Origin of the sequence: Pseudoalteromonas sp. T1lg10, assembly GCF_002964545.1 — a bacterium.
GTDB lineage: Bacteria > Pseudomonadota > Gammaproteobacteria > Enterobacterales > Alteromonadaceae > Pseudoalteromonas.
On sequence record NZ_PQBV01000051.1, the window covers coordinates 280,573 to 294,521 of the forward strand.

General features: G+C 48.2%; 11 protein-coding genes. 9 read left to right on the plus strand and 2 right to left on the minus strand.

Going from position 1 to position 13,949, the window contains the following annotated elements; all coding sequences use genetic code 11:
* Positions 1–42 precede the first annotated feature (42 nt).
* A complete protein-coding gene (locus C2M17_RS14520; RefSeq protein ID WP_158684040.1) occupies positions 43–1,218 on the minus strand; it encodes a DUF418 domain-containing protein in 1,176 nt (391 codons plus the stop codon).
* 450 nt (positions 1,219–1,668) lie between these two features.
* Here C2M17_RS14520 and C2M17_RS14525 point away from each other — a divergent pair, with 450 nt between their 5' ends.
* The 3 genes from C2M17_RS14525 (at position 1,669) to C2M17_RS14535 (ending at position 5,801) form a co-directional block, all read left to right on the plus strand.
* Positions 1,669–3,822, plus strand: a complete 2,154-nt coding sequence (locus C2M17_RS14525) for a M3 family metallopeptidase (protein WP_105201437.1) — start codon at positions 1,669–1,671, stop codon at positions 3,820–3,822.
* A gap of 144 nt (positions 3,823–3,966) precedes the next feature.
* The gene (locus C2M17_RS14530) at positions 3,967–4,875 is read left to right on the plus strand and encodes a hypothetical protein (RefSeq protein WP_105201438.1); all 909 of its coding nucleotides are present in this window, start codon (positions 3,967–3,969) and stop codon (positions 4,873–4,875) included.
* A 53-nt stretch (positions 4,876–4,928) separates the two neighbouring features.
* On the plus strand, positions 4,929–5,801 hold the full coding sequence (locus C2M17_RS14535; protein WP_105201439.1) for a mechanosensitive ion channel family protein: 873 nt from the start codon (positions 4,929–4,931) through the stop codon (positions 5,799–5,801).
* Here C2M17_RS14535 and C2M17_RS14540 read toward each other — a convergent pair.
* Positions 5,798–6,226: an Lrp/AsnC family transcriptional regulator gene (locus tag C2M17_RS14540; RefSeq protein WP_105201440.1), complete on the minus strand. Its 429-nt coding sequence runs from the start codon at positions 6,224–6,226 to the stop codon at positions 5,798–5,800. The genes C2M17_RS14535 and C2M17_RS14540 overlap by 4 nt on opposite strands.
* A 160-nt stretch (positions 6,227–6,386) precedes the next feature.
* On the opposite strand from C2M17_RS14540, the gene C2M17_RS14545 reads away from it, so the two are divergent.
* The 6 genes from C2M17_RS14545 to C2M17_RS14570 all read left to right on the plus strand — a co-directional run bounded on the left by C2M17_RS14545 (position 6,387) and on the right by C2M17_RS14570 (position 13,482).
* Positions 6,387–7,595, plus strand: a complete 1,209-nt coding sequence (locus C2M17_RS14545) for an aspartate aminotransferase family protein (RefSeq protein WP_105201441.1) — start codon at positions 6,387–6,389, stop codon at positions 7,593–7,595.
* Positions 7,596–7,619: 24 nt separating this feature from the next.
* On the plus strand, positions 7,620–8,654 hold the full coding sequence (gene astA / locus C2M17_RS14550; RefSeq protein WP_105201442.1) for an arginine N-succinyltransferase: 1,035 nt from the start codon (positions 7,620–7,622) through the stop codon (positions 8,652–8,654).
* Positions 8,655–8,663: 9 nt separating this feature from the next.
* The gene (gene astD / locus C2M17_RS14555; protein WP_105201443.1) at positions 8,664–10,124 is read left to right on the plus strand and encodes a succinylglutamate-semialdehyde dehydrogenase; all 1,461 of its coding nucleotides are present in this window, start codon (positions 8,664–8,666) and stop codon (positions 10,122–10,124) included.
* A gap of 39 nt (positions 10,125–10,163) precedes the next feature.
* Entirely contained in the window at positions 10,164–10,967 is an 804-nt protein-coding gene (locus tag C2M17_RS14560) for a DUF1338 domain-containing protein (RefSeq protein WP_105201444.1), read from the plus strand.
* A 301-nt stretch (positions 10,968–11,268) separates the two neighbouring features.
* A complete protein-coding gene (locus C2M17_RS14565; RefSeq protein WP_233998009.1) occupies positions 11,269–12,639 on the plus strand; it encodes a sigma-54 dependent transcriptional regulator in 1,371 nt (456 codons plus the stop codon).
* Positions 12,640–12,672: 33 nt separating this feature from the next.
* A complete protein-coding gene (locus tag C2M17_RS14570; protein ID WP_105201446.1) occupies positions 12,673–13,482 on the plus strand; it encodes a DsbA family protein in 810 nt (269 codons plus the stop codon).
* The last annotated feature ends 467 nt before the right edge of the window (positions 13,483–13,949 follow it).

Here is a 13,949-nt window from a genome sequence, read left to right on the forward strand (position 1 = left end):
CCCTAGTCGATTTGCGCCGTATGGCTGGCATTCCTTGCCATACTAATTAGTATTTATTTTCTTATTCTTATCTCGATACCAATGCCGCCACAGCCACTCCGCAGGGCCTTGCTTAAAGGCGCGCAGATACAGGGGGCAAATTATCAAACTGACCGCGCTCACTAAGGCGGACAACAACAAATAATCCCGCAACTGAAATTCGGTTGCCATTTCGCTCCCGAAAAAGTGGATCAACACCACCATAAACAACGACTGGCTTAAATAACAGCTCAGGGACATTTTCCCAACACTGGCCAGCGCCCGAGTCAAAACATTATCGGCAAACGACCAAAGGTACAAGAGATGCACCGCAATCAGCGCGGTGCAAAAACCACTAAAAGAATTGGCAACCAGAGCCAACACATCGTTAAAGGCGCTGACATCATGCCATTGCCGCGAACTTAAATAGGCGCAGCCAAGTAGAGCGCTGATTAATGCCAGGGTATGCACCAGCGGCCAGGGTCTTACCAGCCACCCGCTGCGCCAGGCGGCGACGACTAACAACACCATGCCCAATTGCTGCCAAAGAATCGCCAGCATTAACGCTAGCAGCATCAAGACGCTGTTGCCGGCGTTAGCTCCCCGCGTGCGCCAAAAATTGCCATCGAACTGAGCTAAATAGGCCTGATAGTGAGAATCGGTAAACTGCACCTGGGGCTCATTGCTTAAAGCGGCCAGCACCAACAGCATGGCACTGCCAAAGACCAGAAATGCAATGCCCTGTAGAGTGAGTTTATTTCTCGGGTTAGCCAGCATGGGCAGGGCCAGCAAACCGGCAATCGCATAACCGATAAGAATATCGCCGGCCCAAATAAACAGGCTGTGGGCGAAGCCAAAACCCAGCAACACCAATAAGCGGCGCTGTAATTTAGGAATGGGCGCTTCATGTTCATAACAGCGTTGCCACTGGATCACTAACCCTAAAGCAAACAACACCAAGAACAGGCCACGAAAACGCCCTTCCAGCGCGATATCTGAAAGTCGAGTCAGTATCGCATCGCCCTCGGACAGTGGCAGCGGTGGTACATAACCATTGGCAAAGTCGATAAAATACGGGGCATTAAGAAAGAAGATCCCCAAAATCGCAATGCCCCTGAGGATATCCAAATCGGGGCGGCGCCCCTCGCCTACCAGAGCATGATAGGGCCCAGAGGATTGAAATAAACTCGATGCAAACACAGCTAACTCCGACGCCATTATCTGGTATATAAGAATTAAACTAAGGCTAACATAGGCTTATGCCTATTCAGTAGTTAAATTTAGTGTGATATTAAGTGGCGTCTTGCAGTGCATAAAACCACCTATTTAGCCTCAACTCATGCCTAACCTTGCGCAAAATTGTCTTTAAAAGAGCTAAAAAGTGACACAGAGCCGAGGTATTTACGACAAAATGCCCGTAAATACGGCCAAGTCACTTGTTGTTGGGCGTTATCCGCAGTAATGTGGTGGTTTTAGTGCATGGATGTCGGCGCCATCGAAACTATGCTTTCTTAGCTGTTTCCTCACGCAACTGACACGGTCATTATTGCGGGCATAACCGGGCCTTAATCGCGATTTATCGCCTACCGCCATGCACCGCTGTACCAGCGCACCATAACAACACAACCTTAACAACATTTGGAGTAAACAATGCGTTTATCCGTTATTGCTGCCGCCCTGAGCGCGACAACATTATTGGCCGCCTGTAGCGAGCAACCTAGCAACAACCAAACTCAAGCCGCGGCTAAAGCTCCGGTAACACAGCAAGTAGCTCAAGAAAACCTATTCCTAAGCAAAAGCCCATTGCCTTACATGGCACCAGAATTTGATAAAATTGGCACCGAGTTATACGAGCCGGCTTTCGATGCCGGTATCAAAGAGCAACGCATTGAAATCGATGCCATTGCTAACAATCCAGATGCGCCTACATTTGAAAATACACTGGTGGCGATGGAGCAATCGGGTACTATCCTAAAGCGCACCCGTGCTGCGTTTTCTAACCTGTCTGGCCTTATCTCTGACGACGAATATCAGCGTATCAACACCAAAATGGCGCCTATTTTCGCCGAACACCGCGACAACATCTTCCTAAACAAAGCCCTGTTTGATCGCGTTGCCGCTGTACACGACGCTAAAGACGCACTCTCAAAAGAAGATCAGCGTCTGGTTGATTACTACTACAAGCAATTTGTACGCGCCGGTGCCAAGCTAAACGAAGAGCAAAAGCAGCGCATGCGTGAAATCAACGGTGAGCTATCTAAGCTAAGCACACAGTTCTCGCAAAACATCATGAAGTCGTTTAAAGAAGACACCATTTTGGTGAGCGACAAGGCCGAACTTGCAGGCTTAAGCGAAGATGATATCGCCAGTCTTAAAGCGGCGGCGGAAAAAGCCGGCAAAGAAGGCTATATGATCACCCTGGTAAACACCACACGCCAGCCTATCCTTACCAGCCTTGAAAACCGTGAGCTACGTGAAAAAGTATGGCGTACTTCGTCTGAGCGTGCACAAAAAACCAATGGCCCTATCGCCATCGAAGAAGCGCAGCTACGCGCAGAAAAGGCTCAGCTACTTGGCTTTGAATCTTGGGCGCATTATCAGCTTGACGATCGCATGGCAAAAACACCTGAAGCCGTGTTCACCATGCTGGATGACCTGGCACCAAAAGCTGTGGCCAAAGCCAAACAAGAAGCCGAGCTAATTCAAGCGGCAATTAAGAAAGACGGTAAAGACTTTGAACTACAGCCTTGGGATTGGGCATACTACGGCGCCAAGGTACGTGCCGAGTTGTACGATATCGATGCCAGCCTGGTTAAACCGTATTTTGAAATGAATACAGTGATCAACGATGGTTTGTTCTTCGCCATGAACAAGCTATACGGCATCACCATGAAAGAGCGTAACGACCTACCTACCTATCACGAAGACGTGTTCGTATGGGAAGTATTCAACGAAGACGGCAGCTCTATCGGTCTATTCTACCTTGACCCTTATGCGCGTGAAGGTAAGCGTGGCGGTGCCTGGATGAGTGCTTATGTAGGTCAAAACCACCTGCAAGGCACCAAGCCAGTTATTTACAACGCGCAGAATATTCCTAAGCCTGCCGAAGGCCAGCCTACGCTGATGACCTTCTCTGAAGTAACCACCATGTTCCATGAATTTGGTCACGCTATTCACGGCCTATTTTCTGACGTGAAATACCCGTCATTGGCCGGTACAGCGACCGCGCGCGATTTCGTAGAGTTCCCATCACAGGCGAACGAAGACTGGAATATCGAGCCTAGCGTGTTGGCCAACTATGCCAAGCACTACCAAACAGGTGAGCCAATTCCTCAAGAGCTGTTAAATAAGCTATTGGAATCACACACCTTTAACCAAGGTTTCGATACCACAGAATACCTTGCTGCAGCCCTGCTTGATATGGAATGGCACTCAATCGCCCCAGGTACCAAAATCGATGATGTGGCCGCCTTTGAGAAAAATGCACTGGCCCGTCACGGCATCGACTATTACCCGGCCCCGGCACGTTATAAGAGCTGTTACTTCAGCCATATCTTTGCCGGTGGCTACAGCGCTGGTTACTACGCCTACCTGTGGACCGAAGTATTTGCGGCCGATTCATTCGCCCATATGCAAAACGAAGGTGGCCTAAGCCGTAAAAACGGTGATCACTACCGTAAAGAAGTGCTATCACGTGGTAACAGCCGCGACTTGATGCAAAGCTACATTGAGTTTCGTGGTCAACAACCAACCACTGACGCACTACTTAAACGTCGTGGCCTGGTTGATGGCAACGCCGAATAAGACCTAGCTCAGATGTTAGCTTGACAAGTAGCCAAGCTAAATTTACAAAACGCGGCCACCCGGCCGCGTTTTTTTGTATTTACCCACAAGCATATCCATCACCCTGTTGTTATACTATAGGGCGTTGATTCTTCTGGTGTTGTTATGCTTAAAAAGTCGTTCGTTTTTATCAGCATTATCTCCGTACTGGTCACGGGGATGATTGCCTCGTATCTGATTTATTATCTTTATCAGCACAAATTTGTGACCCTAGATCCGCAATTAAGAGAAGTCTCCGGCATCGAATTCGATAAGCGTGGACGCTTGTGGGCCATCAATGACGGCGGCGACGGCCCATTTTTATATCAGGTCGATGAACAGGGTAAGGTGCAGCAACGCATCGAAGTCACCAATGCTAAAAATATCGACTGGGAGGACATGACTCAAAACGAGTTTGGTCACTTCTTTTTAGGGGATTTTGGCAATAACGAACATAACCGTCGTTGGCTGACCATTTATAAAATTGAAAACCCTATCGACATCAAATCCGGTAAGGCCTTTGCGGAGATCATTAAATTCACCTACAAGGAGCTGTGGGAAGAGCCGCTGACCCCGGAGCGGAAAAACTTCGATTTAGAGGCATTTGTCGAATACAAACATAAGCTCTACTTATTTACCAAAAACCGTACCCAGCCTTTCGATGGTAAAACCAATCTCTATCGCATCGGCAATCATGCCGACAATTACGAGGCTGAGCTTATCGGCTCCTTTAAAACCTGCACCACGGCGGAGAAACTCTGTTGGGTCACCTCGGCGGCCATGAGCCCGGATCGCTCTACCCTGGCCCTGCTCGACTCGACCGATCTTTGGTTGTTTAGAAACTGGCAGGGAGATAATTTTTTCTCCGGCGAGGTAGAAAAAGTAAACCTCGGCATAGTCACACAAAAAGAAGCAGTCACCTTTTACGACAACAACACGGTTGTAATAGCCGACGAAGAGTTTAAGGGCATAGGCCGTAATATCTATATATTTAAGCTCGATGAGCAAAAACTTGAACCCATGGATATAGACTAATAAATCGGCTTGGCTCTTATTGGCCTATAATACAAAAATAAAAGGATACGACTTTGTTAAATAGCCCTTTTTTCGAAAAGCTCACACAGGCGCTAGAGACCGTAGTCTTTAGTTACGGCGGCTCAGAATTCACTCTGGCCAAGCTGATCCAAATTCCACTGATTATTTTAGTGGTGTGGGTTTTGGTACGCTATATCGGCAAGCTGCTACAGAGAAAAATCAGCAATAAGCGTATCGGCCCGGATGCCGCACTGCTGTTTAAACGTATCTACCTGGTGCTGTGCGTTGTTATCATCGTTTTCACCACCTTGGAAGTGCTCAACATTCCGCTTACCGCTTTCGCCTTTGTCTCAGGTGCGGTGGCCATTGGCGTCGGTTTTGGCGCCCAGAATATCATTAACAACTTTATCAGCGGCTGGATTTTGATTTGGGAGCGCCCCATACGCATCGGCGACTTTCTAGAGGTGGGTGATGCCAAGGGCGTGGTGGAAACCATCAATACCCGCTCTACCCGTATTCGTCGCAGCGACGGCGTGCACATGCTGGTGCCCAATAGCCAACTGCTTGAAAATACAGTGACCAACTGGACGCTGATCGACACCATGGCCAGAACCCATGTACGAGTCGGTGTAGCCTATGGCAGCGATGTGGTTCTGGTCGCCAAGTTGCTCAATGAAATACTAAGTGAAACCGAGGCGGTGCTGCAAACCCCAAAACCCACGGTAATTTTTGCAGACTTTGGTGACAGCGCTTTGATATTCGATGCGGTGTTCTGGGTTAACGCCGAGGCCGAGGCCAGTGTACGCAAGGTAAAAAGCGATATTCGTTTTGCTATTTGCGCCAGTTTTGCGGCCCATAATGTAGTGATCTCTTTCCCACAAAGGGATCTGCATATCGACGGTGAGCTAACCCTCAAACGCCATTAGCGCTTAAACTTGGTCTCCAAAATCACCGAGGAGGTGGTGCGCTCTACACCATCAAGATTGCCGATATCATCAAGCAGGTGACTCAGTTTTTCTAAACTTTGCGCCTGCACCAGGGCGATAAGATCGTATTCCCCACTGATGGCATAGAGTTCGGTAATGGCATCAATATGCTTAAGTTCGATATTGGTTTTGGTGGTGAGCTTTTGTTTGACCTTGATAGACACATGGGCGGACACCATGGACGATAAATAGGCATCACCATATTCGACACTGTAGCCCTTAATTACCCCGCTTTCCTCAAGTTTTTGCATCCGGCTTTGCACCGTAGAGCGCGACAAATCTAAGGCGCGGGCGAGATCTGAGATGCTGGCACGGGCGTTGGTTCTAAGCATGGCCAGGAGCTTCTCATCTTGTTTATTTATCATTATGGTTGCCGATTTCGTCATTTTGATAGAGATTATACGCAAATTTATCAATATGACACTGCAAATTTAATGCTTAAGTAGTCAATATAAGGGCCATAATAATCGACTATAATTAGCGGCCATCCATTTTCGAGCCGCTCTCTCATTTTAAAGGTGTGTCATGCAAGTAAACCGCGAACTATTTAATGAAGTAATGGTACCTAACTACAACCCGTCTGAGGTTATCCCGGTTAAGGGCGAAGGCTCTCGCGTATGGGATCAGCAAGGTAACGAGTTTATCGACTTTGCCGGTGGTATCGCCGTTAACTGTTTAGGCCACTGTCATCCAGCTTTAGTTAGCGCCTTAAAAGAGCAAGGCGAGAAAATCTGGCACCTGGCTAACGTGATGACCAATGAGCCTGCGCTGCGCCTGGCTAAAAAGCTAACCGATGCCACCTTTGCCGAAAAAGTGTATTACGCCAACTCAGGTGCCGAAGCGAACGAAGCGGCGCTAAAACTGGCTCGTCGTTGGGCACTGGATAAATTCGGCGCACAAAAATCTAAGATCATCGCCTTTAATAAAGGCTTCCACGGTCGTACTTTCTTCACCGTAACCGTAGGTGGCCAAGCCGCTTACTCTGACGGCTTCGGTCCTAAGCCAGGCGATATCGTGCACTGTGATTACAACGACCTGGAAACATTCAAATCACTTATCGATGACAACACCTGTGCGGTGATGATGGAACCACTACAGGGTGAAGGCGGCATCATTGCCTCTGAAGCAGATTTCGTTAAAGGCGTGCGTGAACTGTGCGATAAGCACAATGCCCTGCTTATTTTCGATGAAGTACAAACCGGTGTTGGCCGCTTAGGTCACCTATACGCTTACCAAGGTCTAGGTGTAACGCCTGATATCCTAAGCACGGCAAAAGCCTTGGGCGGTGGTTTCCCTATCGGCGCCATGCTGACCACTACCGATATCGCCGAGCACCTAAAGCCAGGCACACACGGCTCTACCTACGGCGGTAACCCGCTGGCCTGTGCCGTTGCTGAAGCCGCATTCGACACAGTAAACACCCCAGAAGTGCTCGAAGGCGTTAAGGTACGTGAGCAACTATTCCGTGACGGCTTGGCTGCCATCAACGACAAATACAAGGTCTTCAGTGAAGTACGTGGTCAGGGCCTATTGCTAGGTGCAGTACTGAACGAAGATTACAAGGGACGCGCCCGTGATTTCCTTAATGCCTCTATGGACAACGGCCTAATGAGCCTGGTCGCTGGCATGGATGTGGTACGCTTTACTCCTTCTCTTGTTATTCCAGAAGCGGATATCAAAGAAGGTCTGGCGCGCTTTGAAAAAGCGGTTGCTCAGGTTGTTGCTGCTAAATAACAGTAGCTGGCGACGACTAATCTTATGCTAGTTTTACGACCTATATGCGGTGATGACTTCGCCGCTTTAAAACAAATTGCCACCGAGTCAGGGCACGGCTTTACCTCCCTGCCAGTGGATGATGAGCAGTTACAGGCTAAAATCGCCCGTGCCGAGGCCAGTTTCAACAAGCAGGTCAATGGCCCTGGGGATGAAGGCTATTTGTTCGTGTTAGAAGATACCTACAGCGGCCAGATAGTTGGCACCACGGGCATTGAAGCTGCGGTGGGCATGTCTGTGCCCTTATACCACTATCGGCTGTCAACCTCAGTGCATCACAGCCCCAGCCTAGGTGTTTACAACTCGGTTGAAACCCTGTCCATGTGTAACGATTACACCGGCTGCTCGGAAATTTGTACGCTGTTTTTGCGCGAAGATCACCGCAAAGGCTTAACCGGGCGTTTTCTATCGCGAATTCGCTTCTTATTTATGGCCGAGCACAGTGACCGCTTTAGCGACACCATAATCGCCGAGATGCGCGGGGTGAGCGACGAGCAAGGACATTCGCCGTTTTGGCAATGGCTACAGCAGCACTTTTTCTCCATTGAGTTTCCTCAGGCGGATCACCTGGTGGGCTTAGGGGATAAAACCTTTATCAGTGAGCTGATGCCGAAATATCCGATTTATGTCAGCCTGTTAAGCCCAGAAGCACAAGCCGTGATCGGTGCAGTGCATGAAAACACAGCCCCTGCCCTGCGCTTATTGCAGCGCGAAGGATTTGAGCACCGCGGCTATGTTGATCTGTTCGATGCGGGTCCAACGGTAGAAGCCAAGCTAGGCAACATAGCCACGGTGCGCCAATCCAAGGTGTGTCCGGTATTGATCAAAGAAGATTTGCGACCGCAAGGCATCACCTGGGCGATATGTAATGACAAAGTCAGCGAGTTCAGGGCTATATTTAGCGATGCCGTACAGTATTGCGATATCAAACATCAACTTTATTTAAATGCGCAAACCGCACAAGCGCTTGGGGTGTCCCAAGGTGATTCAGTGCGCTTTTTCGCGCTCTCTAGTCGTTAAGGAATGACTATGCAAGTGCAATTAATTAATAACCAATGGGTTGCGGGTCAAGGCCCGGCGTTTTCATCCATCAACCCAAGTAAAAATACCGAGATCTGGCAAGGCCAAGGCGCCAGTGCCGAGCAGGTAGACGCAGCGGTAAAAAGCGCCCGTGCGGCGCAATTCGACTGGGCACAAACCGAGCTTGGTGAGCGTATCGCGCTACTAGAGCGTTTTGTCGATCAGCTTAAAGCAAACAGCGAAGAGTTAGCGACCACCATAGCCGAAGAAACCGGCAAGCCACTGTGGGAAACACGCACCGAAGTGGGTGCTATGGCAGGCAAGATTGCTATCTCAATCAAGGCTTATAACGAGCGTACCGGTACGGTTGAAAACCCCATGCCTGGCGCTCAAGCCTTTATCCGCCACAAGCCTCATGGTGTGGTTGCGGTATTCGGCCCTTATAACTTCCCAGGCCACCTGCCAAACGGTCATATTGTACCGGCTATTCTTGCGGGCAATACCGTGGTGTTCAAGCCTTCAGAACTGACTCCTAAGGTTGCACAGCACACGCTTGAATTGTGGCTCAAGGCCGGCCTTCCTGCAGGTGTGATTAACCTGGTTCAAGGTGAGATAGAAACGGGTAAGGCCCTGGCCTCACATCAGGATATCGACGGCCTCTTCTTTACCGGCAGCTCGCAAACCGGTCACTTACTGCATCAGCAGTTTGGCGGTCATCCGGGCAAAATTCTGGCACTGGAGATGGGCGGCAATAACCCGCTGATCATTAAAGGGGTGAGCGACATTGGCGCCACGGTACACGATATTGTGCAGTCTGCCTTTATTACTTCTGGCCAGCGTTGTACCTGTGCTCGTCGTCTGTTTATCGAGCAAGGCGACCAAGGCGATGCCATTCTTGAGCGCTTGGTAGCAGTGACTAAAAACATCCAAATTGGCGACAGCTTTGCCGAAGAGCAACCATTTATGGGTGCCATGATCAGCAAAAAAGCGGCGGCGGGCATGCGCTCGGCCTACGAGCAGCTAGTAGCCCAAGGTGCAACATCACTACTAGAGATGAAACATCTAGATGAGAACACCGGCTTTGTCAGCCCAGGTATTGTCGATGTCTCTAACATCACCCTGGCCGATGAAGAACACTTTGGCCCACTGTTAAAAGTGTATCGCTACAGTGATTTCGATGCGGCCATTGATGAGGCCAACAACACCTCATTCGGTCTATCTGCGGGTCTGCTTGGCGACTCGCAAACCGACTATGACTATTTCTTAAAGCGCATTCGCGCCGGTATTGTTAACTGGAACCGTCCAATCACTGGGGCCTCAAGTGCCGCCCCGTTTGGTGGTATCGGTGCCAGTGGCAACCATCGTGCGAGTGCCTACTATGCAGCAGATTACTGTGCTTATCCTGTGGCTTCTGTGGAAGCGCCGAAAAGCACTCTACCAGAAAAATTAGCGCCGGGCTTAATGCTTTAATAGAGAATAATTCACGCGCACATGCGTTAAGGAAAAAACATGCATAACGATGTAAATACATTATTTGAAAAGCTGTGGGACAACTACTTAGAAGTAACGCCTTCAGCGGTAAAGGTTCACGAGCTATTAGGTTCAACGCAGCAAGATGATGTGATCAACGATCATATTGCCCTGCGTACCTTCAACCTGCCTAAAGTAGGCCTGGAAAAACTAGCCGCCCATTTTTTAGCCGTGGGTTACAAGGAGTGTGGTGAGTATCACTTCGAAGCGAAAAAGCTGTACGCTAAGCACTTCGAACATGAAGACCCAACTCAACCTAAGGTGTTTATCTCTGAGCTATTAGTTGAACAGTGCTCTGAAGAGCTGCAAAAAGTCGTTCATGAGATGGTTGAGCAAATCGATGAAGCCGCCGTGACCGCCGATAACTTCTTGTACTCGGGCACTCATTGGCAGGTAAGCCATGAAACATACAAGGCGCTGCTTGCCGAAAGTGAGTATGCGGCCTGGATGGCGGCCTGGGGCTATCGTGCCAACCACTTCACCGTCAGCATTAACCACCTGGCTCAGTTCGACACCATTGAACAGGTGAACCAGAAACTAAAAGATGCAGGCTTTGCGCTTAACACCTCAGGTGGCGAGATCAAAGGCTCTCCGGAAGTGCTACTTGAGCAATCATCCACCCTTGCCGATGATGCCAAGGTGCAGTTCAGTGATGGTGAGTTCGCGGTGCCAAGCTGCTTCTACGAGTTTGCTTTGCGCTATTTGCAGCCAAACGGTGAAATCTACACGGGTTTTGTTGCCGCTTCTGCGGACAAAATCTTTGAGAGCACCAACGCTCGTTAATTCAGACGGTAATATGCAGACTTCAGAAAGCCCCATTAGGGGCTTTTTTTATGATCTACATCAATATTTGTTACACCGTATTACAGCTTCTTGTGTCAAGGTGCTCACCTCATCCTGGGCATAAATCCTCTGTAAGTCAGTATAAACAAAGCCTAAGGAGAAAGTATTAACTTTAATACCCATTATAGAAACTTAAAAATGCGCTAACGCCCATCAAAGCTGGCTTGCGAATAGTCCCAGCTCTTCTAGACTTTAAGCTAATCACCTCACAAATGCATGGTCTCATAGCTAAGGGTTTAGTGTGAGTAAGCGCAATACAACAACGATCCACATGGAGCGTGATGTATTGGTATTAAATTTTACCGATGAAACATGCTTAAATAACTCACGGACGAACTTACCCAACTGGCATTTTATCCATGCCAACAGCTTGGATTGTGCCTATAAAATCCTCGAGCAGCATAACTGTTACGTTGCTATAGCCTTGGTCGGACATAGCCAACAGCAAGCGGTGCTCAAAGCCGTAAAACAGCTGTCGGCCAGCCAGGACTCACTGTTATGGTTAGCGCTGTTTCGCGACGGCGACAATCTGCTAGACAATATCAGTTATTGCTTTACCGACTACTTTCTTGATTATCATCACCTCCCTGTAGACTGGGCACGGCTGGATCACACCTTGGGTCATATTTATGGCATGGCGCAACTTAAATTGCGCTCAAAACTAGGTACGGCAGCGAGCAAAGCCAACAGCATCTGCTTTGGCGAATCCAAAGAAATGCAGCGACTAAAAGAGACCCTGGATAAGGTTGCCTGTACCGATGAAACCATATTAATCGGCGGTGAAACCGGCACAGGTAAGGGCTTGTGCGCCCAATATATACATTCCTTGTCGCCACGCCGCAATGGCCCCTTTATCACGGTAAACTGTGGTGCACTGCCGCCCACCCTGATCCACTCTGAGCTTTTTGGCCATGAAAAAGGCGCGTTCACCGGTGCCAATAAGCAATATATAGGACGTATAGAGCGGGCCCATAAAGGCACCTTATTTCTCGATGAAATAGGCGATTTATCATTGGAATTACAGATAAATTTACTGCATTTTCTTGAGGAAAATTATATTGAGCGCATAGGTGGCAATCAAACGACCGAGGTAGATTGTCGCATTATTTTTGCCACCCATGTAAATTTAGAAAATGCCATCGAAGAAGGCCTTTTTAGAGAAGATTTATACTATCGAATTAACATTATTCAGTTGGAGATCCCAAGTCTTAGAAAACACATTAGTGATCTTCCCCTTCTTGCCAACGACTGCCTCACAAAACTGACGCCCCCGAATCATCAATTCAGCTTTAGTGATCAGGCATTACAGGCAATGGAAGCCTACTCTTGGCCTGGCAATATCAGGGAGCTTAAAAACCGTATCCAACGTGCCATTATCATGAGCGAAAACGATATTATCACCGAGCAAGACCTGGGTATAAGGCTGCCAAAAAAATCTGACTCAAAGTCAGAGGTAATAGATTTAGTAAAACATAGATCAGAGATAGATACAGAGTTAATACTTACGGCCATTAGAAATAATGGCTACAACATCTCAGCAGCGGCAAGAGAGCTGAATATTTCGCGAACGACTTTTTATCGCTTAATTAAGAAGTGCAAAATAAAGCTGTAACTAAACCTAAGTTGCAATCCAGAGGACCACACAATGTCAACATTTATACCCAAGTATATAGTTTTAATAATTGCCTTATTCTTACTCAATGGCTGTGATGCTGAGGCACAAGACACCAAAGAGAGTAAGCTTGAACAGGAACTAAGTGCACTAAAACAAGAAGTGAGTGAGTTAAAAAAACAACTGGCGACCATAGGCACTCAGGTCAAAGAAATTCACAATATCGCCACGGCCTCACAACAGCCGAAACACAAGACCCTGACAACACAAGAAAACTTTGCTGGCGATGAGGCATTAGCAAAACTCGGTGATGCGAGTGCCGGCCTAGCCATTGTCGAATTTTCTGACTACCAATGCCCTTATTGCAAACGATATGTAGACACCACCTTCAGCAAGCTTAAAACCAACTTTATTGACAGCGGCAAGGTAAAGTATATTGCTCGCGACTTCCCACTGGGTTTCCACAAACAAGCAAAAGGCGCGGCGGTAGCCGCCAACTGCAGCTTGCAACAAGGAGCCTATTGGCCCATGCGCGAACAGCTGTTTAACAATATGCGCCAGCTTGGCGACGAGTTATACCAAAGCAGCGCCGAGAAACTTGAGCTGGATATGGATAAGTTTGCGAAATGCCTTGAGGATGAAACGGTACTGGCCAAGGTAGAGCAGGATATGAGTTATGGCTCATCTTTGGGTATTCGCGGAACGCCCAGCTTTTTGGTAGGCAGAGTTGAAGACGGTCATCTAGTTAACCCAACCTTGCTGGTCGGTGCCCAAAGTTATGAAACCTTTGCCGCGGTGCTGAACGAACTAGCTAGCGCCCCTGCCGAGCAGTCCGGCGAATAATCCATCCCAGATAGTGCGACCCGCCAACCCAGGCCAAGGTCGCGCTATTTTTACTTTACTTAGCCTTACCTGAAAATAATCACATCACGCCTGTGTAAGCCCTCTGTATTTTATTCTCTTTCTTTATGCCAAGGCCTTGCTACACAGGCCTAATTGTCGATATCAACCTACTGCTATCGAGTCTCACGCTTCGCGAAAAAGTGTTCGTATCTGTTCACCACCGGTTGAACAATGACAAAAAAAATAACATATTGATATTTATAATATTAATTTAATTTTGTGAGACTTTGGAAGATGATTTTTTAAGCAAAGTGTTACACCTGTGCAACACCCACCCCGGAAAAGCCCCCATAAATAAGATCAAAAACATTTAAAAACAACTAGATAGCACACTGGCACAAAGCATGCTCTATAACGCTACTAGATAGGATTCTGCGCTATGGACACCACTTAAATATGGGCCGCCA

What these genes read in the sequence shown, in the direction of transcription:
- C2M17_RS14545 (WP_105201441.1), top strand. Translation starts at nt 6,387, where the DNA reads ATGCAAGTAAACCGCGAACTATTTAATGAAGTAATGGTACCTAACTAC.
- astD (WP_105201443.1), top strand. Translation starts at nt 8,664, where the DNA reads ATGCAAGTGCAATTAATTAATAACCAATGGGTTGCGGGTCAAGGCCCG.
- C2M17_RS14570 (WP_105201446.1), top strand. Translation starts at nt 12,673, where the DNA reads ATGTCAACATTTATACCCAAGTATATAGTTTTAATAATTGCCTTATTC.
- C2M17_RS14560 (WP_105201444.1), top strand. Translation starts at nt 10,164, where the DNA reads ATGCATAACGATGTAAATACATTATTTGAAAAGCTGTGGGACAACTAC.
- C2M17_RS14530 (WP_105201438.1), top strand. Translation starts at nt 3,967, where the DNA reads ATGCTTAAAAAGTCGTTCGTTTTTATCAGCATTATCTCCGTACTGGTC.
- C2M17_RS14540 (WP_105201440.1), bottom strand. Translation starts at nt 6,226, where the DNA reads ATGATAAATAAACAAGATGAGAAGCTCCTGGCCATGCTTAGAACCAAC.
- C2M17_RS14525 (WP_105201437.1), top strand. Translation starts at nt 1,669, where the DNA reads ATGCGTTTATCCGTTATTGCTGCCGCCCTGAGCGCGACAACATTATTG.
- astA (WP_105201442.1), top strand. Translation starts at nt 7,620, where the DNA reads ATGCTAGTTTTACGACCTATATGCGGTGATGACTTCGCCGCTTTAAAA.